Annotated in this window: 14 protein-coding genes and 4 pseudogenes; 9 read left to right on the top strand and 9 right to left on the bottom strand. The window is 48.7% G+C overall.

Annotated features, from left to right (window positions below; translation table 11 throughout):
* Positions 1-1,210: 1,210 nt before the first annotated feature.
* The gene (locus RX972_RS02710; protein WP_316872483.1) at positions 1,211-2,488 is read left to right on the top strand and encodes a site-specific integrase; all 1,278 of its coding nucleotides are present in this window, start codon (positions 1,211-1,213) and stop codon (positions 2,486-2,488) included.
* Positions 2,489-2,573: 85 nt separating this feature from the next.
* Here the strand turns inward: RX972_RS02710 and RX972_RS02705 are convergent, their stop codons facing one another.
* A complete protein-coding gene (locus RX972_RS02705) occupies positions 2,574-3,707 on the bottom strand; it encodes a hypothetical protein (protein WP_316872482.1) in 1,134 nt (377 codons plus the stop codon).
* Positions 3,708-4,209: 502 nt separating this feature from the next.
* On the opposite strand from RX972_RS02705, the gene RX972_RS02700 reads away from it, so the two are divergent.
* Complete coding sequence (locus RX972_RS02700; protein WP_316872481.1) at positions 4,210-5,130, top strand: restriction endonuclease; 921 nt, start codon at positions 4,210-4,212, stop codon at positions 5,128-5,130.
* A gap of 179 nt (positions 5,131-5,309) precedes the next feature.
* Here RX972_RS02700 and RX972_RS02695 read toward each other — a convergent pair whose 3' ends face one another.
* Together RX972_RS02695 and RX972_RS02690 are read right to left on the bottom strand one after the other, a co-directional pair.
* Positions 5,310-6,206: a nucleotide-binding protein gene (locus RX972_RS02695; protein ID WP_316872480.1), complete on the bottom strand. Its 897-nt coding sequence runs from the start codon at positions 6,204-6,206 to the stop codon at positions 5,310-5,312.
* Positions 6,206-6,481 (bottom strand): hypothetical protein, encoded by a 276-nt coding sequence (locus RX972_RS02690; protein WP_316872479.1) that lies wholly within the window; start codon positions 6,479-6,481, stop codon positions 6,206-6,208. The genes RX972_RS02695 and RX972_RS02690 overlap by 1 nt, the downstream gene beginning before the upstream one ends.
* Positions 6,482-6,995: 514 nt before the next feature.
* On the opposite strand from RX972_RS02690, the gene RX972_RS02685 reads away from it, so the two are divergent.
* From RX972_RS02685 to RX972_RS02675, 3 genes and pseudogenes are all read left to right on the top strand, one after another.
* Positions 6,996-8,180 (top strand): DUF5710 domain-containing protein, encoded by a 1,185-nt coding sequence (locus tag RX972_RS02685; RefSeq protein ID WP_316872478.1) that lies wholly within the window; start codon positions 6,996-6,998, stop codon positions 8,178-8,180.
* Positions 8,181-8,256: 76 nt separating this feature from the next.
* Positions 8,257-8,567: pseudogene (locus RX972_RS02680) on the top strand (site-specific integrase); the annotation flags it as partial.
* 643 nt (positions 8,568-9,210) lie between these two features.
* Positions 9,211-9,661, top strand: a pseudogene (locus RX972_RS02675) (transposase); the annotation flags it as partial.
* Positions 9,662-10,028: 367 nt separating this feature from the next.
* On the opposite strand, the gene RX972_RS02670 reads toward RX972_RS02675, so the two are convergent.
* The 3 genes from RX972_RS02670 to RX972_RS02660 all read right to left on the bottom strand — a co-directional run bounded on the left by RX972_RS02670 (position 10,029) and on the right by RX972_RS02660 (position 15,336).
* On the bottom strand, positions 10,029-11,021 hold the full coding sequence (locus tag RX972_RS02670) for a hypothetical protein (protein WP_316872477.1): 993 nt from the start codon (positions 11,019-11,021) through the stop codon (positions 10,029-10,031).
* A gap of 473 nt (positions 11,022-11,494) precedes the next feature.
* A complete protein-coding gene (locus RX972_RS02665) occupies positions 11,495-12,808 on the bottom strand; it encodes a hypothetical protein (RefSeq protein WP_316872475.1) in 1,314 nt (437 codons plus the stop codon).
* An 86-nt stretch (positions 12,809-12,894) separates the two neighbouring features.
* Positions 12,895-15,336, bottom strand: coding sequence for an SIR2 family protein (locus RX972_RS02660; protein WP_316872474.1), 2,442 nt, complete (start codon positions 15,334-15,336; stop codon positions 12,895-12,897).
* A 348-nt stretch (positions 15,337-15,684) separates the two neighbouring features.
* On the opposite strand from RX972_RS02660, the pseudogene RX972_RS29380 reads away from it, so the two are divergent.
* A pseudogene (locus tag RX972_RS29380) lies at positions 15,685-15,963 on the top strand (hypothetical protein); the annotation flags it as partial.
* Between the two features lie 536 nt (positions 15,964-16,499).
* On the opposite strand, the gene RX972_RS02655 reads toward RX972_RS29380, so the two are convergent.
* Complete coding sequence (locus RX972_RS02655) at positions 16,500-16,886, bottom strand: hypothetical protein (protein ID WP_316872473.1); 387 nt, start codon at positions 16,884-16,886, stop codon at positions 16,500-16,502.
* Between the two features lie 299 nt (positions 16,887-17,185).
* On the opposite strand from RX972_RS02655, the gene RX972_RS02650 reads away from it, so the two are divergent.
* The 3 genes and pseudogenes from RX972_RS02650 (at position 17,186) to RX972_RS02640 (ending at position 18,864) form a co-directional block, all read left to right on the top strand.
* A complete protein-coding gene (locus tag RX972_RS02650; protein ID WP_316872472.1) occupies positions 17,186-17,434 on the top strand; it encodes a hypothetical protein in 249 nt (82 codons plus the stop codon).
* A 129-nt stretch (positions 17,435-17,563) separates the two neighbouring features.
* Positions 17,564-17,946, top strand: a pseudogene (locus tag RX972_RS29375) (GNAT family N-acetyltransferase).
* A gap of 168 nt (positions 17,947-18,114) precedes the next feature.
* Positions 18,115-18,864, top strand: coding sequence for a hypothetical protein (locus tag RX972_RS02640; RefSeq protein ID WP_316872470.1), 750 nt, complete (start codon positions 18,115-18,117; stop codon positions 18,862-18,864).
* A 459-nt stretch (positions 18,865-19,323) separates the two neighbouring features.
* Here RX972_RS02640 and RX972_RS02635 read toward each other — a convergent pair whose 3' ends face one another.
* Both RX972_RS02635 and RX972_RS02630 read right to left on the bottom strand, forming a co-directional pair.
* A complete protein-coding gene (locus tag RX972_RS02635; RefSeq protein WP_316872469.1) occupies positions 19,324-20,220 on the bottom strand; it encodes a hypothetical protein in 897 nt (298 codons plus the stop codon).
* Between the two features lie 589 nt (positions 20,221-20,809).
* Complete coding sequence (locus RX972_RS02630) at positions 20,810-21,808, bottom strand: hypothetical protein (protein WP_316872468.1); 999 nt, start codon at positions 21,806-21,808, stop codon at positions 20,810-20,812.
* Positions 21,809-21,915 lie beyond the last annotated feature (107 nt).

Below are 21,915 nucleotides of genomic sequence, written 5' to 3'. Positions count from 1 at the left end.
CCACGTGGCCTGATCATAAACGCGGCATCTGAAGCCAAGGGTAAGAGGTGTCGTGGATGAGCTCGGGCTGAAAAGAAGCCTGAGCTTATCGATAGCAGTCCTGTCCATCGGGAAGTGATTTCGAGGATGAGTTGGGCGAGCAATGAGGACTCGATCGGGCGGCGCAGGTTTGGGAAGCAGAGATGAGAAATGTTGAGGTACGGGTGGCGAGGTTGCTGAGGTTAGTGGACTCAGACAACCTCATGACATATCTAACATAATACCCTATTTAACATAATATACATTATGCGCACCCATGTGTTTACCCTTGGGGGTACGTTGCTGGACAGATTTAGAGCCTACTAGCGGCGTCTCCTTGTGACGATCACCTAAATCCCGAACGAATTTCAGGTAAATCACGGAATCCAAGAAAAATCAGTACGTTACATAAGAAATCCGAATCTCGGATAGAGAACATTGCTGGCGCCCTTTTTGACTATGTGGATGTTGCTCAGGTGTGAACAACGACCAAAACCATTGAATTAGAGGGCTTTGCACCTGCTACCTGTCCGATGTCAGCTAAAAGACGGAAAACACTTCGCAATCCGTTTCCGTCAAACAAATCGCGGACTATTACCTTTGACCACCGGCGACGGACACGTACGAACACAGTTAACATCAATTTGGGAGGTTCGTGAGTGATATTTACGGTGATTGATAGCATTTTTTGGAACACGAATGGCCCATACACGCTGATGGCAAAAGAACTATTAAATGCGGAAAAAACTATTCCTTAGCGATATTATCGGAATTAGTGAACCTTAATTTTCGCTCAAATGCCCTGAACCCCCCTAATTAGACAGTTCGAGAGAGATCAATTAAATAGCGGAAGAAACGTAAAAAATCAGCTAAATCGCGGAATCGAATGCCTGCTATTTCATAGCCAAACATCTTGGGTGCCTCAGATTAGTTCCTGGGTAATACCCAATGCATATTGGGTTTCAGGGCTTGTTGATGCTACAGATCGAAGCTATTATCGATCAGCTGAGTTTTACGTTATTCGCACGATGCATCTAATCGTTCAGCCAGCACTTAACACGACCAGATGTTTGATCGATTAATTCGTAAGACGAATAGCAGATTGACCTCGTTCCTTTCTCCAATATCCGATAATGCCCAGACCCGGATATTCTCCGTTCCGCCCGATCTTCCGCTTGTCAGGTTAAAATCCATGCCGCCTGTTCCGCAGCCGCTGTTTGAAAGTTACCGCCGTTTCGTTGAGCTGAACTTTCATCAGTTAAGCCAGGAGCTTCCTGCTGTCATCGTTTTTTTAGAGAGCACTCCGGCAGCCACCGATGCGCGCGAAGGATACTTGGCCGTGCGTGGTTTTCTGAAGTCGTACGCTGGAAACGAAGCCACGTTCAATTCCTACAGAACGCACGTTGAGCGGCTGCTTTTGTGGTCCTTGCTCGTGGCCAAGAAGCCGTTGCTCGAATTGCGCCGCAGCGATGCCGAACAGTTCATGGAGTTTTGCCTACGCCCTCCGGAAGCCTGGATCGGTCCAATGGTCAAATCACGATTTTTGGCCAGCCACGGGGCTCACAGCACTGGAGGCAAAACCTTTCACGTGAATCCAGCCTGGCGGCCTTTTAGCCAAACGGTGCCTAAACGCCAAAAGCATCTGCTGGAGGCGCCACCGACCGGGCACTACAAAATGGCGCAAGGTTCAGTCGCTCAAGTGTTCGCGGTATGTGGCAGTTTTTTCCAGTACGTAATGGACGAAGGCATCACTGAGGCTAATCCGTTCCGCGCAGTGAAACAGAAGTCGATATACAAGCAGCGCAATATACAAGACGTGTCTGGACGCGCCCTCTCCCATCTGCAATGGGATTATGTAATCGAAACCGCTGAGCAGATGGCTGATGAAGATGTCGATCACGAGCGAACGCTGTTCGTGTTGACCACCTTATTTGCAATGTACCTTCGCGTTTCAGACTTGGTAGGCCGCGACAACTGGGAGCCCGGCATGGGCGATTTTCGGCGTGATAGCTCTGGGAACTGGTGGTTCCATGTCGTAGGAAAAGGCAACAAGGCCGCTAAGATCAGCGTGCGGGATGACTACGTTGATACGTACCTGCGCCGGTATCGCCGACATCTGGGTTTGAGCCCCCTGCCCTCACCACACGAAACCTATCCGCTTCTGACCACTTTGGCTGGCCGTGGCGGGCTTTCAGGCCGTCATGTCCGGCTGCTGCTTCAGCAGGTGTTCGACCGCGCGTTGGCTAAGATGACCACCGAAGGCCGGAGCGAAGACGAGATTGATAACCTCCGGTCCGCCTCCCTGCATTGGTTGCGTCACACGTCCGCAACATTCGATGCTCCGTATCGAGACATGAAGGATTTGCAGGCTGACCTGCGACATAACAGCCTGAGCACTACCCAGAATACCTACTACAACTCGCTGGACGAGCAGCGTGCGCACTCCGTCAAAAACCTCAAGCTGAGATAACACCTCTATGGCAGATTCAGTCTGGGGGTGAAACGTGCGCCAGCAGCATTATGAATGCTCTGGCGCAGCCCCCTTGAATGTCCTGTTATCGGTTAGACCTCACGCTTCGAGTTGGGATTTTTTCGACGGGTACGTTGCTATTGTACGTTTTGATCAACTCCCCAAATAAGACTCTGAAGTCTTCGAGGCTCGAATAAGTGCCAACGCCATGATGAGCCGGGATCATGGATGCCAGCCGTTGGAGGCGATTGATCACTAGCTCTAAACTCCCCTTCGGCACCCCGAATGGGTTCGACTTACGCAGGAACTTTTCCGATGAGACGCCTTGGTATAGCTCAGCGCTCCAGATGCCACCATCAATTCCTACATTAAGCATAGGCATTTGCCGGGAGGCGTCGGATGTCCTGTGCTGTGCGAAGGAGGTCACCGAGGCATCGCGCACCGCGTCCAGTCGAGCTTCACGCTCGGTCGCTGAAATTGCTGATCCAAGGATTGCGCGTGTCTCAATGTTCACAAGGATGCCAATAGTTGGTCGGCAGTTGGTACCGTCACTCATCGTGACAAGTGCGTCGAGACGAAAGGTCTCAAGAAAGGTTCTCCTAGTTATCGGCGGTGCCCAGCTGAAACCGTCCAACTGGAGGATGAGCCCTGCCCGCCCGGCTTTTTGAAATTCCAAGGTCACTGCCGAGGGGCTTTCTGCGAGGTCCACACCTTCGTTATATCGACCGGTGATGTCGGCCTCCAGAGTCCAGCTTGTCCTGGCACTCCATAAAGGGTAGGTAAATCGAAAGCTTCCGACAGCAATCGTCCCAGCCGAGCGCTTAGGTCTCGCTAGATTGGCCGCAGTTGGGTTGTTAGCGAACACCGCCTGCACAGCCAACCGGCCCAGGCTCGCGCAGTACTCCTCGACAGTCAGGAACACCAGGATTGGAACGCTACGATCAAGCGCCGCCAAGCACTCTGCGAACACAGTGACAGCCGACTGGCAGAGCTGCGTCGAACGTTTAAGGCCAAGCTTTTCGTTGAGAATCAGGACCTGTGCATCGCCGAGATGGCGGTCTAGGCTTTGGTCAAGTTCTTCTGCATTTAGCGCTGCAAATGTGTGGTAGCCCAGCAGCGCTGCGACTACCTCGATCAATACGGAATGTCTGATCTCGATGCTTTGTTCGCTTAGTGATTGTTTTGCGCCCGCTGCGGCGACTTTAATGAAATCGGCCATCTCAAATGCTCCGGCGCTGTCGTTGCAACTGGTCGTTTTTTAAGGCAAGACAGCTAGGGAAAAGAGATGCGAAAGGAGACAAAATCTTGACTGCTCAGCCTTCTTCAAGTCGACCATGCTTAGGTGAGGAAACCTTCGTTTAGGCTAGTGCATTCCGCAGTTGCTGCCAACGCCAAGATGGGTTTGCTTTCGGCTTAGGCACAGCTCCGTTCACGGAAGGAGGTGACGCTGTAACAGTCGCCTACCTGACGCCTGATCCCAATCGCATCGAACCCTGGAGCCAAGGGTTGCTGCTTCGGTGGGCTACGTCCGCGTGCGAAAGTAGTTGGCCCATGTGGCTGCTTTCGACGCGCAAATTGACCCTGTCCGTTAAGGCGACGGAAAATCCGAGCGCTGGTGATGATCGTCTCTGGCGAGAAGCATCGCGGCCCGCGATGTTATTCTGAAGCTTTAATAGGTACCCTTCCCTCTCAAATTTTTAACTGAGCCCAGGTGATTTGCATTGCCATCTCCCATTGATGATTTATTCAAAAAAGTCTTCCGATATCAGCCTCCAAAGGCCGGAGTGGCGTTTGAGAAATTTGTGGCGATCGCTACACGTCACCGATCTGAACGGGGCCATGTGACCCACGACGCTGTGCTAAAAGGCGATCATTCGGGAACGGCTTACCAAATAGACGTTCTGCACCGAGATAGCGACTCTCAGTCCATGGGAGAGGCGAAGGATTACTCCCTACGCGGTGGAAAGGTGGGGCGTGCTGACGTACAGAAGCTAGTTGGAGCGCTTTGTGACCTCGATTACATCGATACGGGCGTCTTCTGGTCAGCAACGAACTACACAGAGCCTGCACGGTTGTACGCCGAAGCAGCCTTCGAAATGAGCGGTAAAAGCATCACCTTGATGGTGCTAAGGCCAAGCACACCTGAGGATGAGTCCAGATTTGTCAGGACCATAATAACGACGGGAAGGCATTACTTTCCGCTCGTAGATGAGTCCAGATTCACGGTCCATTGGACCCAAGAAGGTCGAGAAATACTGCTCGCGAGCATTCCTAGGCACCAAACACATATGACGTTTGATGTGAATATGCAGGAAATCTTAGATGCCGACGGGACCGTCGTAACATCGCTGGCAGCGCTGACCAAGAAAGGATACGCGTGGCCTTCAGAAGATAATATCAGTCGGGTCTGCTACTGGCTCCCAGGCCTATTCATGGACGCCAACGGAATGAGGGTTCCAATCCTGGGAATTGAATACGAGATGCCATTTTACGTCCACACTACCAGTGCGGAGGTCACGACCACCAGCCCGTACAGCCTCGTGGTGGTCGATGAAAACGGTAAGCCAGCTCAAGTCCTGACTGAAGCCAATCTGCAAAGCTACCATTTCGACGAACAGAAGAACGTAAATCCGAATGCGTGAAGGTTTCGCACTCAGTGTGAAACCCATTTAGCTCAAAACCTGGAGTTTGAGCCGGCACCCCCGTCAAACCAAAGACACTTTCGACATGATTTGAGGCGACTATGACTTGAACGAAGCTGGACCGGGGACCGAGGCGTCTTCCCCTCTCAAACAAGATCACCTCTGTATCCAAGCACCTGTTATTGCCGCATGACTTTATTCCAGTCAACGACATGTCCCGCAGCCTGTAGTTCACGCCCTAGGGACTGTTTCCAAGCCCCAGCATCATCCATCTGCTCCCAAACTACACCTGCAAAATCACTTGGAATCTCAAGCGCTCCGCGCTTCAGCGCGCAAACCCTGTCCCGTCCAAGTCTGCCGATGAAATATCCCAGCTCCAAGAGCACATTTTGTCGAGCCCTAGGCTCAAGTTCACCGCCTTTCACTCTCCCCTCGTCGTCCGGGGTCAGGAGCACCACGGCGAAGCTTACATCTCCATGAGCTTCCACTTTCTCAATGACCGTTCGACCTCGATTCGCTTGCTCATGCAGGATGATGGCCTCGAAGCCGATCCGTTCGAGAAAGCGGGCAAGGGTTTCGCGCGCACCGTTATCGTGACCATGAACGATAAATATCTTGTTTGAGATGGGTAGGTGCAAGCTCGGCTCAACGTTGCCATTCGATTCAACGTAAAGCTTATAGTCTCTGACAAAGGGAATGAGGAGCTGCTTTGTGAATTCGCGAATACCCGCAATTACCTTGTTCCCGGCATAGAAAAAATTGTGCCCAAAATTAGTTGCAAAGCCCGGATCTGCGGCCAGCTTATCGATCAGAAGCAAAGTTAGCCCAATCGTCTCTTTTGGGTCGTCGGGCCAAAGAAGGGACGCGCTACCTACCATGCTCCCTGCCGTACGCTCGCTTGCTTCTAAAAACTCGTCTACATCTAGGCCTGCTTTGAGCGAGCTGTTGATGCTTTCCAAATCAGGATTATTCAGGAGAGCCGACATTCTTTTCAGAGGGCGCTCGAAGGTTTGGAGATTCGCGCTCTGGAGGTCGAGCAGCGCATTATTCAGTTGCTTGAACAGATCGGCGTGCATTACTCACCTGCTTCCAGTCTCGCGGCCGAAGCACGTTCTAGGATTTCTGCGCGGTAGCGCTCTTTCATTTCGGCTGCAAGCGGCTCAATGATCGGATTGGAGGCATAACGGCCAATGCGTTCATCAATCACTGTCTCGACCTGCTGGACTGCCTCCTCGATGCTCGAAGGATCGCTGGGGTCGAAATTTACCGTGCACAGATCACCGTCGAGATCCTTTAGTATTTCTTGTGCCTCGTTGAGCTGCCGCTGAAGCTTGTCGAGTCCTTTAAGCATAGTCATCACTCCTTCGGGTAATCTCAGAATAATATCACTAATTTTCTGACTGAAGGCTCCCACCAAAAAGCAGCGGGGCCGCGCATGACGGAGCAGCTCCGTACGATTGCGACCAGCACCGCCGGTGCAGACGGTGACCGAGCCACTCGGTGCTCGTAATCACCTGATTGTTGATCGCTTGTTGTCACGGGACATTTCCCCAGCCCACCTACTAACCGGTGTTGCACATCGAGCGACTTTGCTTATGCATTCAGAATTCGCTCTATTCGCTGATGGCGACTTGGCGTTGCCCCATAAGCATTCAGCACAAAGTCAGACCTGCTAACGCTTTACGAATTAGAAGCGTGGGTAAACGAAATTTTGGCAACTGGGTCAGTTTGGCATCAGCTGCGACAAACTGGGCTTTTCTTTGGAACCCGAACCCTGAAAAGGAGACCGGGTAGTGGCATAACGCTATAGTGAGGCCTTTTACGCCATCCGCCTTTGGGAGGCGTGTTGAATTGAGATTTATTGAATGTCAAAGCGCGTAGATTTGGCTGTACCCTTCGAAGAGAAAGATGACGCTAAGCATTTCGGTGTTGAATGGGACGAACAGAATCGCGTCTGGTGGACCACAGAAGACCAGATGTGCGAGGAGTTGGAGCGCTGGCTTCCGTTCACACCAACACCTGACGAGGTAATTCAATCGCTTCCAAGACTCAAGTCGACGGCATCGGAAATAGAGCATGTGAAATTGCTTTCACAGACCTGCGAATTCAGGGAGTGGATGCTTCTGATGCTGCCAGATGGATTATGGGGCGCGTTTTGGCGTGATGATCTGGATACCAACTTCGCCTCATCGGTCGTAATTGGGGACTACGAAAAAGGGTGTCGTTTCGTCTCCAAAAAACCGTCCGAAGTTCTCGACTTTATGCGTGAAAATAGACTTTACACCGGGCCGCTCCGCACATCCGAGCGTGATTGGGCTCGCGACAAAAACGAACCAGAAATCCCAAGCGAAGCTGAAGATGCGCCTTGCTGCTTCGGCCAACTCACCATAGGTGGAAAAACCATTGAGATTCAGCTGCCCTGGGTGTGTGAGGGACTGATTCGGCATCTAGCCGAAAACTCGCCGATGCCGTCGATGTCCAGCCGTCTGTCTGCCGAAATATTTGAGTATCTTGATCGGCACACCCCTGCCAGCGTCAAATATCCTCTCATAAAACAAATCGCGTATTCAGAGGAAATATCGCAAAAATTGCGTGTACCTCTGCCTTGGTCAGCACGCCAGAACCGTGTCGCCTGCCAATCGTTCATCGACATACACAAAGCCGATCTGACTATGTACCGCTCTATGCACAAAGACCTCCACCGAGGGTCCTGGTCATTGGTCAAACAGATCAACGACTACATCAAGTGGTCTACTACTCGTTCGATGCTATCAGCAGGAATACCGTGGGAGACAATTGCAGAGCATCTGGGCGTCAAGACTAAAATCACGGTTGAGAAGTACGCCACCAAAGCCGACGAAGCGGAGCGGGAGTCCCCTGAACTTCTCTCAGCACCTCTTTACTTGGATTTGATTAAGCTGGGAACTGGGGGTGAAAGTGTAGACCTCGCCGTAAGTCGAATGATCGATGATCAGGTCTGGGAAGAATTTAGCCATGAGCGTTTAGTTCGAAGCTTGCTGAAAGAGGCGCAGACTGTTTCAGAAACTTAAGTTCCAGATCTGAACATACTCGTCGATGCAGCAGTAATACGCCGTTTGGTGCTGCGACAGATTGTAGGGCGGGTGTCGCGGTGGGTTTTCGGGCCGACATGTCCGGCTGCTCCAGCAGGTGTTCGACAGAGCGTTGGCTAAAATGACGATCGAAGGCCGGAGCGAGGACGAGATTGATAATCTTCGATCCGCCTCGCTGCATTGGCTGCGGCATACGTCCGCAACCTTCGACGCTCCGGATCGAGACATGAAGGATTGCAGGCTGACCTACGACATAACAGCCTGAGCACTACCCAAAATACCTACTACAATTCGCTGGACGAGCAGCGGGCGCATTCCGTCAAGAATCTCAAGCTAAAAAAGTCCGCATTTCGCTTTAGCCCATGACGTCAGATTGCTGTGCGTATTATTAATAGACGCTTGCATTTTATAGTTGTAAGGCTAAATTGATGTGTGCAGTTTTTATGGATGATCTAGAGGAAGGCAATTATCTCGAACAAAGAAATTCAGCGGCTTTTTGACTGGCTTGCCGACAACCTCCCTGATATACCGTTATTTTTTGATGGCAAACTCGGAGGGGTACAAAACTGTATCATTGATGATGGAAGCTTCAAGTTCTCGAACGCAAGAGCAATAGCTATATTCGATCGCCACCAAATCCAACCACAGGCATTGCCGCCAGACAATAATCAAGAATAGTCCGGTCGAAAGCCCGTTGAGCCCCTTAAAATATTTCGGATGTCGCGCGCTCCCGATGCATGGTGTTAGCCCCGAATGGGGCTAGGATGTGCTGCGACACAGCTCTCATAGCAGATGACTTCGAGTGGTGTGACTGTTCCGAGGCTAGCTAACACAGAAATTGCGCCCCTCTATGAATGGCAGCGACGCCCTCTGAACGAGCCCCATCAAAGACAGGACACCGTTTACCCCTTACGATAAGGGACAGGCAAACGGTTATGTTTATGACTAACAGCAACAGCTTTTGGGCCAGGAGCGGCGGCGCCGCTGGAGTCCAGAGCAAAAACTGGCCATGGTTCGCGAGAGTCTTGAACCCGGGCAAAGCTTTTCGGTGGTGGCTCGGCGCAACGGCATCAATGCCGCCAGCTGTTCCTTTGGCGCAAGCTGTATCAGGACGGCAGCCTGTCGGCGGTCAGTGCTGGTGAAGCCGTGGTGCCGGCCTCCGAACTGAGTGATGCGCTTAAGCAGATCCTTGAGCTGCAACGGATGCTGAGCAAGAAAACGATGGAGCCGAAATCCTCAAAGAGGCCGTGGAGATCGTCCGGTCGCGAAAATGGATTGCGCACTCACCCTTGTTGCCGGGACGACCAGTGAAGCTGGTCAGCGAATGTCTCGGTGTCTAGCGCTCGCAATTAACGGTTCGAATCAAGCAACCGGTATCACCCAGAGTACGGCGAAGCAGGCGTGTGGACGATGCTGAGCTAGTGGTTGAAATCCAGCGACAGGTAGCGAGCCGCCCAGCTAACGTGTCCATGACGCCGGTCGACCGATCATCGCTCTACACGCGGCCCAAACGGCAATTCGAATGCCTATGCAACTGATCAAGGAAATTCGCGCTTTCGTCCGCTGATTCCACTCTCACCATCGCGACTTTCAGTTGCCGAAGTATTTAGTGCGTTTTTATACAGCCTGTACCGAAAGGCGCGTGCGCAACAGGCTGCAATCGGCCGAAAACAGCTGCTCAAAAAGGTGTGGGGCAGCCGGGGCGATTCCTAAGTCATGCGCTCAAAGCTCCTGTCCCCGCTTCGTATTGCGTATGGTGTCCGTACCGCCCAAGCGATACACGTCACCTTGTTGGCCAAGGCGACAGAATACGACATTGGAGCGGCCTTAAGGGGTAACCACTTTCATTAGTTCATCATAGACAAATTGTATCTGTTGGGAACTGCTTTCCTCAGTGGAGGTATCCCAACTAGATACTATGCTATAAACTCTTCGCATGCCGGATGGTTTGAAACACCCTAATTCATCAGTTATAGCTATAGCGTAACCATAAAGCTCCAGCCAATGGCTTGTGTAATGTCCCTTTGTGCCTTGATAGTACTTGATATCCTGATAGCCTCTCATCCCAAAGTACATGCCTAGAACTATACTCCAAGCTTTATTGGTTTCATCTTCTGCAAGCTGGAAGCTTTTTGGGATCACGCTCCAGTTCAGCTTGCGTAGAGCCATATTAATCTCCGTAAACTCATGCTCTATAAACTTGGGTTGCAGATCCAGCTTGATACGATATTTCTCAATTCCATCATAAGCTTCTCGGATTGTTTTAGTCCCCCTTAATGGGATGTCACTGTCATCTTCTAGACTAAGTTCATATGAAGTCAATGCTTGCCGTAGCTCACTATTAAACTCCGTGCATACCGCTTCAATTATTGTGATGCATAGCGAACTAAGGAAAAACAACTCTGCAATGGAGTTTGGATAATCTTGACTCTTAGTGTAATCACTCAGCAAAATAACTTCATCCTTGCTACCCTCCACTCTAAAATTATGAGCAGCAAGTGCATTTCTATAATCCCTCAACCCTTTTAACTCTTCGATTCTTTGTAATGCTGGCTTGGTCGCCCTACATACACTCTTGACCCTTTCGCTTTCTTTAGCTAAAGATCTGAAAGCTTTAAATTCATCTAAAAACGCGCATACATCAATGACTTGTTTTAAGAAAAGTGACTGTTTAAGATCTTCATTGAATTGGTCAAGTCCTTTGCATCGTCTACCGTATTTTCTTGCCAAAGACACGGAGAACTCGATTAAATACAAGTCCCTTTCTAACTTTCCTTTCAGGAGGTCGAAGATTATCAAGCTGTTGCTCAGTTGCTTCATTGAGGCACCTCTGAATTTTTTTAACTTCAAAATAAACGGTAATTTACTATGGCGGAGCTTTGCTTATTACTTCAAGAGCTAAAATGCTGACTTATACGTATTGGAGGTGGCACCACAGTTAAACCATGACGTAGATCTATTAATCCGTGCTTCCTCCCGTGTCAGCTTTCGGCCGATTGTGTTGAAAAAGTCGGCTTTCACAAAACACTCGAATATTGATGGATGAAAACACGTCTGTTGCATGCTGCTGCGTGAAATCCGAGTCCTGAACCCACTGCTAAAAATTCAGATTTCAATCTCAGGCCCGTACCTTTCTGGCGTGGAATTCGAAGCCGACTTTTTCAACAGAATCGGCCTATTTCCGCCGTTCGTGACGGGCAGTAACCGGCCGAAATCGTACACTCATAAGATTCACAGAATCACCCTATTGGGATTAACCTTTATTATTTTGCAACGGAGTCTAAAATAATGAACTACTGCGCCGCGAGAATCTCTCTTTCATAAGCTTGACTAAAACTGTCATAAGCACCGTGCACCTCCCCAAACGCTCGATTTAATCCTGCGATATAGTAAATCTCAAAGAGCTTGTGAACGTCCCGGATGTATTCCGAAAAATCAAGCTCTCCCAGATAGCCATCTACATCTATATCGCCATCTAACAGCGCTTGATGGATACACTGTTCGGCAAGAACACCTTCGTCAGTGCGACAAGATTCAATCACCTGCGTACAGTCAGGATTCTCGATAATATGCTGGACTAGGTCGTGCTGATATTTTTCAATCAACTCATTCATGTCTGTAGCATAATGATGTTCAACTACAGTTCGAAGCTCTTCCACAAAAGACTCAAAATCTTCCTCCTCAGCAAAACCCAGGCGGCTTGAATAAACGGCGCGAAAGATATTCAGAACAGCCTGTTTCTGTGGTAACGCGACCTGATCCACCAGCTCGACAAGCTGAGAAATCTCGAACACATAGTCGGTAAAGTCCTCGCCAGCGGGATAGTCTCCACCGTCAGAGTAAATTGTTCGGTACAGATCATCCACGTAATGTGAACCAACATCCTTCGCGTGATAGAATTTTATCAAAGCCTGTATAAAATATAGATTTTTTTCTACAGAGGGCTCAACCGTTAAACTGCTGGGAATGGCTATTCTATCGTTGAGCAGTTCACCTAGATCCTTTGCCAACTGAATTTTTTGGATGACACCTTCAGCTTTCGCGCCCTGTATTATGAAGTCAGCGACAGCGCCAGCATTACTCTCACTAGAAATTCTCTTATACATGGATGAGTCACAGAGGATTTCCTGGAATAGCTTTTTTGCATGCAATTGATCTGGATCTTGAAATTCGATCTGAGCTTCATGGTATTTATATTTTACGTGAGTCCTTGTAGATAGCGAAAGAGAAGCTGATGATAAATTTTGCGATCCTATGGTGGTTAAGGAGCCATAACTCAACATCTTCACATGGCAGGCGGCATGAATGTTCAGCTCTACGTTAACTGGAATACGCTGAATCAATGTAGCCAACTCGCTTTTGAAACGGTCTACTTTGAGCCCCCGTCCATCTCCGATTCCTCCCAGTCCGATTACGACCCTATGCCTTTGGCCGTTGGGAAAAACATGATCATTCAGAAATTTTAAAGCACTAACCACATCAAGATAGTAACAATAAGTCACGATCAGAACGTCTTTGAGTCCTGGCGTAGCCTTATAGGTCGCGAAAGCGTCCTCGATATAATGTTTATGGTACAAGTCACCAACAATCGAACCTAGCTTTTTCATTTATCTTCCGCGCTTCCATTGCCTTCGTAAAGTTTCATTCAGGGCGAGCTTGATTGGCGACGCCTTAAAACACCAAGATTGAGTGTTTAATCATTTTCAGCATCAGCTTCAGCTTCAGCTTTCGCCCCGTAATCATGCCCCGAAATTTTTCTTTGATACTGAATAATCAACCCAGTTATGTCTGGATCGCCTATTCGCTCCTCAGCAAGTCTCAGCTTACCCATCGCCTCATCGAACACCGACATATCTTTGGTTTTTTTGAAAACTTCTATCCCGACATCACAGAAGATACGCATAATATCTTTATTATCCTTATATCTGTCTACGGCATGACTGGCGAGCGCGCGAGCCTTATCCAAGATGGCTATTCGATCCTCGTCAAGGATGCCAAGCGTCCTTTCAGCGCGCGCCAGCAGTAGCATGATTTTGAATCGGTGTACCGGACCATCCGCTTTAAAATCATTCTCGAAGAGACGAATTTCTGTATCCGCCTTTTCAAGCTCATTTATATCGATAAGATTCCGGATCAAACGATGGCGAGGGACCCGCTCACCAGGTGCGATCGAAATCATCTTCCTCAGCAGCTTATTGCGAACATGCTTGTCAGGAATCCGGTTGATTCCTTTCTCGAATCCGCACAGCTGTCGGATGGTACGAATTTCGACATCGTAGGTCGGGACGATGTTATCAATCACCTTTTCAAAAAGTGAAAAATACTCCTTAATATCCGTCATCTTGTATTGGGAGATAATATCTGTGATAACCGGATGTCGTCCCTTCCACCCATAGATTCCATCTTTTTCGCTGATCACATACTCATGGATGATGTCTACGAGATTTGTTAACGAAGCAGTTACGTTCTGAGCGGGAATGCCCAACAGCCTAATGACTAACTGCCGGTGAACATTGATACCTGAACTTTCCATTGCAGCGACCAATCGATAGACTTCTCGATAGTCCTCAGGTAGCGATGCAAACTCACGCAAGACAATGTCATCAAATTTTTCAGACGCAAAAATATTTTTCAAACAGACAAATGTATCTGATTCGCATCGAACTGTAAGGCGACGTTTTCTCTCAGCCCGCGAGAAACCAGAGAAATTATTTTCAACGAGCGGTTTAAGTTCGGGGTTGGTATCCACCAAGGTGAGCAGTTCATCCACCTCACTATAATCAAGACCTTTTAGCACGTACTGTTTGCCGCGCTTAAAGATATTCGGTGTTTTGACGCGTGGGTTCCACTGATTACGAGCGGAAATCAAAATCAACTTCAAGTTTTTGTTTTCCTCACCGGCAAGCAAGTCGACTAGTGAGTTCACCTCATTCATATGATTGTGAGCATCATCTACAAACAATATGCCTTGCTCACTCTTGCTTTTTAGATAAGTGGCTACTTCAAGCCAATGGCTATACAGCAGAGTATGATCGCTTTTATGCTCCCATGCGTGCCAGCCCCTCATATTCTGAGCATGCATCACTTGCTTTGCCAGTGTTGTCTTACCCGTTCCACTTGCGCCCAAAATGACTATGATGGAAATTGCTTCTTTATCTAGTTCAGATTGAATAAGCGGGCATTGTGTCCTGCGAAACGTTAAATTTGCAGATATGTCTGCATATGATGCGGGCCACCCATTGAACATTGCACTCGCATCTTTATGACTACTTCTGATCTCATGAGCGACATCCTTCGTCACCGGTCGTAGTACATGAGAATAGTCCAACGGGTCGCCCGTGGACGAATATGTTGTCGACGCTTCTGCATTTTTCATTAATTCGACGAAAAAATCGTCCAATCCACCGAAGGCAACCTTTATACCGCGACGCTCGTGCAATAAAGCACGATTCTCGTCAGGGGTGTAGAGCAAAAGGTATATCGTAGCTGGATTGTGACTCTTACTGTTAATATCTAGTGCTTTGGTGACTAGCTCCTTAATATGAGGATCCGCAAGTGAATAGCCGATGACCACCAAGTCTGAACCTGCTAGATCAAGTCTCAAAGACTCATACAAATGTTCTCGATACTCGCCAGTAAGATCATAGTCATTCTCGGTGATGACTATTCTACTGTGGACCCCATCGACTTCATCCTTCTCAATTGAACCATGCAGCTTAAATAGCTTTGTAGCTTCGGGAACTCGCTGAAGGGTGAAGTCAAAATTAGAAGAAGTGATCGATAGCGGACGATCTTTTTTTGAATACGATTGCTCTATGAGATTATCGTAATTGGTGGTGTAAATATTTTTCCAGTTATAGAGCGGGAGATTTAGCAGACTGCCAGTTGCCGTTAGGTTCCTGAATGGAACACGTAAGCATTCGATCATTTCCTTTCGAGACCGCTTCTGCTCTGCCAAACTCGTTATCTCGCTTAACGAATAGCCTTCACTGGCCAAGCTAAATTTCGATGAGAAAAGCTCTATTAATCTCGATACTGAAGGAGCACCAGATGGAAGCGAAGAACCTGCGCCAAAAAAAAGCACCGTATTACTGGGGTTGATTCTCTTCGTTAAATCGGCGAGCAAAATACTCATCTCAAATTCCCTTTCGAACCACATTATCATGCGAGAAACCAATTTCAACGAGCGGCACCGCGGTGTCGAATCATTGTGCCACGACCAGCTCAGTGGGTACCATCACTACGCTCCGTACAAAATCCTTTGAAACCTCGATACCACGCTCAGAACCCCTATTTTCGTAGAGCCCAGGCCCTTTCAGCACGAATTTAAACCAAGCCCAAAAGGTACAAGGCTTCCCATCAACACTCGGAATTGGTCGCCGATATTGTCGCGACTCACAGCCTTAATGACCGACCAAGACTTGAAGATCAGTGCATGCTAAATGGCATGTTTGGGGTAGTGTGCTAGGGCGAAGGATGGCGGGACATGCCAGAACGGTTCGGCTCTTGGTCGACGACTTACAGTCGGTTCAGGGAGTGGACAAATGCAGGTACCATCATCAAATGCTCAATCGCGACAGTTCCAAGGCGGCAGCTCACTCTACGGCAGCACTCAAAAAAGTGGCCAGTGCGATATGAAAGAAACACGCGACGCCGAGCGCGTAGCGCCCTTTTCGCGCCTTCATGGCTTCATGGCTTCCTAGACCACGTCTCACCGTTCACCAGCAAGGTCGAACCAGCTGACTGTCCCATCAGCGTTTAGCTTGGAGTAGAAATCTCCGCGCTTCCAACCACATGGCCATTGGCATACAGGTGACGAAGCGTTTCTTCAGTTAGTAGTTGAGCGTAGCTTACTAGAAATTCCGTCAAATCCGTAAGATTATATACAGTTATAAAAGAAGTGTTAGGAATTTGATGCCCAAACAGAAAAACGTGGACGTCTTGGGTCCCTTTAACTGTTCTGAAAATTTTTCCGCCCGTGCTGCGAGTACCTCTTTGTCCTTGGTATTGATAGCAGCCCCACTTAGCATTCGACGGACAAACTCTTCCTTATCGTCAGCGCGGCCCGCATTATGCACTATCAAATGACGCAATTTCGAAATCATTACAAGTTCAAATACCACATGAAGATCTGGCTTATTTTTTATCTCGATTTTTTTTGAGATTCTGAAATGAGCTTCTAAGGACAGTAAGAATACTCTCTGGTTTGTTTTTCTTCGTCTTGGCCTGCTTGAGAAACCATTCAAAATCTTTGGAACCAGTGTCTGATATACGAACGTTCCCAAAATCAGAAATAGGTCAAAAATTTTGGTCAACATATTCAATCGCTGCATACAAGCGCGTCAGAAATCCCTCAAAGTTTTCATAGGCCTCGGCCAAAACCCATTGGAAGTGCCGATTCTTATGCATGTATGCGGCAGCAATCTGGTCGTCCAAGAATAACTGCTTTGCTCCATATATTTTTGCCTCGCCGCTTATCAGGTCTCTATAGAACATGTTCTGAGCTGAACGAGGTATACCATCAAGGCCGGGTCTTTCTCCATGCTCTTTTTCTTCCCTGTGAGCACGTAACACGCTATCAAATCTCTGCGATATCGCGTTTCTTAACTGGTTGGCTTCAGTCATCTTCTTCTTGAAAATATCCAAGGTGTCAAGCACTGTCTGTATTTTATTTGTTTGGTTCATCGATTACCTTCCATGACGTTGCAGTCAGCTATTACACAGCCATATCATTCAGTGCCTTCCGCTCCGAATTTTTCGCCCTAGCTTTATGTTATTCATGAGTTTTATGCCGGAGGTGTCGGCGCAGTGCCACGACCTAGTGCTGATCCGAAAGAGAACCTCCACACCCTAGCTCCGCCCCTGCAACGTCCAGCCATGGCGGAGTAACTTGAACTGCTCGAAGCCTCCACTGATGACTGTCGGTTGTAAGCCATTTGGCCGATGATACAACCCTGTCTCATCGCTACCAAATCAAGGGATCAATGACAAGCGAAGAAAAATGGGTCATCCTAAAATCCAATGGGCAACTGCGTAAAAGTTTTGCCATCGATCCTGATGAGATCCGCGTCGGCTGGTTTAGTCCTGACGCGTCTGGCAAGACCAATGAAGGGAGAAAAGGCCCGCTTACTCTGAGAGATCAAACACGAGCGCTGGCTCTTTTAGCCGCCTTGGCTGCGAACGTCCCCTCAGAGTTCTTGAATGCTGCTGTGGTCAAGCTCACAATCAATTAGCTTCCCCGCTGGTTCCATCCGGACGACTCCGGTGGACGGTTGCCTTTGCCGGTCATTGCCCTGCAAAGGGCTCTTCTCCCTTAAACGCGAAAGCTCTCACGGTCAGGGACGATGTATGAAGTCGTTTGAATTCGCACCATCACCCAACTCCCTCCTCAGATATCGACGCTGCAAGCAGAGGCTGTCGGAGAAGGATTCAGGCTCCTAACGCGCTTGATCGCGCAATGGGAAAGCAGGACCGACCGTTTCGAAGCGCCGGGCGAATGCCAGATGGCTGCGTATCAGTGCCCTGCACTCATAGGCATCGGCGGCCTCTCGGTTGCCCTACGTTCCATACGACACTGAACTGAGAGGCTACGTCCGTTGTAGTCGCCCCCTCGTTAAGAGGACAGCGCGTGGGACGAGCGTTGGTAGAGGCGCTGGTGGAGCATGCATCTAAACGCTTCCGGGTCGTGCGCCTTAACACCGATACTATGGAAGCTGACGCCTTCTATACACGATGCGGGTTCTAACGATTAGCTGACGACCAAGCAACCCATTACATGCTTCTTGACGATGCGCAGTTCGGGTAACAGCCGACCAAAATCGGGCTGCGAAACGCTGCACCAAGGGAAGTAATACCACCGCTTTTTGGTAACGCAGGCGTCTACTCAGACAACTTTGTCTTCCCTTATGCTCCTTTGTCTGCAATCACATTCGAGCCCATTTCGGTATTTATGAAAACTAAAAGAGAAATCTCTCCCGCCCTTTTTCCACCACAGCCCAAGTGGCTTGGAAATGCACATGGCTGTCCGCCCTTCGATGTGTTGAACGCAATGCTGTACTACGCGGTTGCCGCTCAGCCTAGCAATAGTGATCAGGCGCAAATCATTGGCAAACTGATGCTCATAGGGCGTACCTATTCCGCCTCTGTAGAACGCAGAAAGACCCAAGGGCATATTAAGGATGAGAGGCAAGCCCTTGAGGTCATCATCGAAGCCGCAGATGCTATTGCTCAGTCCAGATGCTCAGCCATGCTGGAATCCATAGGAATGCAAGACAAGCTGACATATGAGCGTCTGCCAGAAGTCGTTGCGATCCATCTTGAGCTTTGTCGAGCGCTCGGGAAAGCTAATAACCGGGAGAACAGCAGTCTTGCCTCAAAATATCTCCATTTTCATCGGCCAGAGTTTTTCCCAATCGTGGACTCGTATGTCCGTGAAGGCTGGTCTTGGGTTATGGGCGAGCTGGGACACAGTTACAGAGGTTGGCGTGTATTCGGGAAGGTTGATCGCTATGGCGACTGGTGCACGCGGGTTCTTGATTTACGCAAAATGATGGACAGTGGCCTTGAGGGCGGTGCGAGCCTTCGGCAAATCGATAATTATTTGCTGTCGATAATGTCGTTGGATGGCCAAGGGGGCTGGGGGCTGCCTCGTTTGCCTGGATAGAATTAGAGTAGCCGTTCAACTGGCTGGGTAGGCTGATGGTTCTTCACAATTGACCTTTCGGCCGAGAGCTGCTCGTTGCGCCCGTTTTTCTTAGACTGATCAGCAACAGCCACCTTGTCTTTTTCAACAGGATCGGCAAAAAGCCACCGTTGAGGAAAAGCATCAACCGAATTGCCGCTCGATGACTTTGCGTTCCTGGCACTTGGGTTTGCCGAACCCGGACCACGGAGCGGCTGTGGATGCTGACGGCTGAGAACGTCAAAGAAACGAAGCAGTAGAGCAGCCTTGCTGTTTATCTATCCATGCGGCTTGGATGCTGAGTGTTTGCATTTGACTATGAACTCAACCGTAAGCCTTCTCTCGCAAAAACGATTTCGGATCAACTGCCGTCTGCCGTGAGCGGCGACATCCAACCCATTAGCAAGCAGTCAGCGCCGGAAAATTTCCTAAATATAAAAATTACCCAATGACGAACCATTGAAGTTTGTAGAAATAGCAAAAAGCAATGATGGATAGGTAGCTTTTAACGTACTCAGCATCATCGTCTAGCCCCGCCGCATCGACGTAGTAGGATATTTCTTGAATTTCTTCTGTAAACCTCGCGCTCGCGAAAGAAGGATCGCCTTCGATCACGGATTCGTACACAAGATTAGCCAACTTGAGAAGTGGCTCTCTATTCTCCAATCCAACGTCCACAGACTTTTCTGACGACCGTTCGACGATCGCACGAATTTTCTGCGTAAGACCAACTTCTTGAATTGACTCGAACTCTGGATTTGCGCAGCCTGTAGCCCCTGGATGATCGTAATACCACGCGGAGTGATTATGAAGGCACTTCACAGATGGAAATGTAGAATTTTCAACAACCGTTTTTGATATTGTGTGTTTATACAAATCGCTTTGAATGTGAAAAGATGGTGATGCATAACAAACCAGGGCATCTCCTGCAAGCTTCGCATCAAGTCTTTCAAGCGCTATCTGCTGGTGAGGTGTGGTCTCAAATTTCCAGCACCCCCCTTTAATGCCATTGGACTTGAGATCTTTGCTACCACTCGAAAGCCTGTACGGCCTTTTGGCCTGAAGAAACAAGTTCAGATGAAAGTTGGGCAGTTCTTTTCTCTTCTTGCGTTTAGACCAAATAAAGCCCCACTGACGGCGATGCATCAGCGCCCCTAATAAAGGGGAAGTATAGCCATGCATTGACCATAGATATGAGTCAGTACACATTGAGGCGCGGTCGATGCCAATGTGTTTTTCAAATACTTGGCCGGGCTCCCACAGCAGATGATTTCCCCATTCTAGCTGGTTATACAATGGGCCTCTATATTCGGACTCTTCAAAGTCTGCAACTCGCACAGCGCCACTCCTTTATAAGTTAAGTAGTCTTTCCATTTGCACAGGAAAGTGTATTTCTGACGTTGCAATGTCCTTCATTGTGCGAGCTGGTTGGCACTTCGACATTAAAGTCTGATTTGTTTACAGAGTCATCGCCAAACTTTAGCCTAAACGCCACTGTAAAGCCGCCTGTGGCAGTGGTAAAATGCCACGATTCTAGTGTTTGCTCAAGCGTAATTCCCTACAGCTCGCAGAGGTGTGCTTTGGTAAGGTATTGCCATGAGTTTAGGCTCGTCGCTTGACGCTTGAAGCTACTCGACGTTCGCGCTGAACGTGGCTGGCCATACTACATTAGTGAGATGGAAGCTCTGGCCGTCGCCAGCCCATCACGACGGGGTGCTTCGGGTTGTAGATTGCGATCTTTCGGGACAGGCTAAAATCGCGCCATTGCTGCCGGTCAAAACGGGCGGAAAACCCATATCGGACATACAAGCAAAAACGTTTCCGATCATGGGCTGAAAAACAAAAGTGATTGCTTAGTTATTGAGGTTGCAAAAATGGAGCGCCGATGACTTTCCAGAATCTGGAAGTGAAGTTCCTCGACTTTCCCTCAGGTTATATGAGGCTCAAACTCCTCATCTACCATTTGATGATACGAGCAGGCGTCACAAAGTCGGCCATGTTCAGATTCATAAATAGTCAGTGGTTCAAAGCATCCTTTGCAAAGCGGCATGTGTGGTGTTAATCCGCAGTCACTACATACTACTCCGTCATACGTCATCGAGTGGCACGCTGGGCAGTGGACGTCCTCCTCAGGCCCGTCTCGAAGACTTTCTGAATCATACATCTTATCTTCGATCAAACCGATTAAAGTGCTTGAGTAATTGCACTTTACACACTGAAAACGGAAATCTTTTTTTCCAAATTTACCGTTCTGGATGTCAATCGGGTGAGGCTGGAGTAGCTTTGATCCGCAGCTTGGGCAGTGACATGTAGATAGGACGCTGAAAGCATGAGGTTTAATACCAGCTTCTTTCCAACTGTTTACTGCGACATGCATTGCTTGAGCATAAAAATCGTGTGTTTGGAGAAGCATTTGCCAAGCATCACCAAGTAATTCAGCTGGACTTCGACGAAGTTCATCTTCAATGAAAGATCGAAGTATAGGGAAAAGCTCAGATATGAATCGCTGAATTTCTCCAATCCCGTGATTTGGGTGAAGGTGTTCAAGCGCGTTACGACAGTGCTGTAATGTCGTGACTTTTTTCCAATCTGTTTTGACTCCTAAGCTGTCGAGGCGCTCGCCAATCATTCGAAAGTCGATTGTCTTGTTGCTTTCAAGTATTGGGATCCATTCTATACCAGTTGCACCAATTTTTGGGACGATTGATTTTGGCTTATAGATTAGCGCGACAGCCTCAGCCGGTGTCGAGGCAAATGATGCAATGCGATATTTAAAGATTAATAACATTCCAGCAAATAGGTTTCGAGCTGACGAAAGCGCTCGGATTTCCGTTCCACTACACAGTTGGTAGTCATGGACTCCGAGCTGTATTGAGTGCACTGCATTTTCAAGTAGTTTCTCCTTGTCAAACTCTTGCTTAGACATGACCTAATTCCCGGCTTAATGATGGCCACATTATGTAAATAACAGAATTTTTTAACAACAGATTTCCACAGATATTGTAAGAATTACTTTTGCAGCCCGGCCCTGGC

The organism is Pseudomonas syringae group sp. J309-1 (assembly GCF_032582135.1).
GTDB lineage: Bacteria > Pseudomonadota > Gammaproteobacteria > Pseudomonadales > Pseudomonadaceae > Aquipseudomonas > Aquipseudomonas quasicaspiana.
Note: the sequence above shows the minus strand (reverse complement) of the source record. Positions and strands in the feature narration are given on the sequence as shown.

Coding starts and splice junctions, on each gene's coding strand:
- RX972_RS02710 (WP_316872483.1), top strand. CDS start 1,211: ATGCCGCCTGTTCCGCAGCCGCTGTTTGAAAGTTACCGCCGTTTCGTT.
- RX972_RS02630 (WP_316872468.1), bottom strand. CDS start 21,808: ATGTCTAAGCAAGAGTTTGACAAGGAGAAACTACTTGAAAATGCAGTG.
- RX972_RS02650 (WP_316872472.1), top strand. CDS start 17,186: ATGACAAGCGAAGAAAAATGGGTCATCCTAAAATCCAATGGGCAACTG.
- RX972_RS02660 (WP_316872474.1), bottom strand. CDS start 15,336: ATGAGTATTTTGCTCGCCGATTTAACGAAGAGAATCAACCCCAGTAAT.
- RX972_RS02670 (WP_316872477.1), bottom strand. CDS start 11,021: ATGAAGCAACTGAGCAACAGCTTGATAATCTTCGACCTCCTGAAAGGA.
- RX972_RS02685 (WP_316872478.1), top strand. CDS start 6,996: ATGTCAAAGCGCGTAGATTTGGCTGTACCCTTCGAAGAGAAAGATGAC.
- RX972_RS02655 (WP_316872473.1), bottom strand. CDS start 16,886: ATGAACCAAACAAATAAAATACAGACAGTGCTTGACACCTTGGATATT.
- RX972_RS02705 (WP_316872482.1), bottom strand. CDS start 3,707: ATGGCCGATTTCATTAAAGTCGCCGCAGCGGGCGCAAAACAATCACTA.
- RX972_RS02665 (WP_316872475.1), bottom strand. CDS start 12,808: ATGAAAAAGCTAGGTTCGATTGTTGGTGACTTGTACCATAAACATTAT.
- RX972_RS02690 (WP_316872479.1), bottom strand. CDS start 6,481: ATGCTTAAAGGACTCGACAAGCTTCAGCGGCAGCTCAACGAGGCACAA.
- RX972_RS02695 (WP_316872480.1), bottom strand. CDS start 6,206: ATGCACGCCGATCTGTTCAAGCAACTGAATAATGCGCTGCTCGACCTC.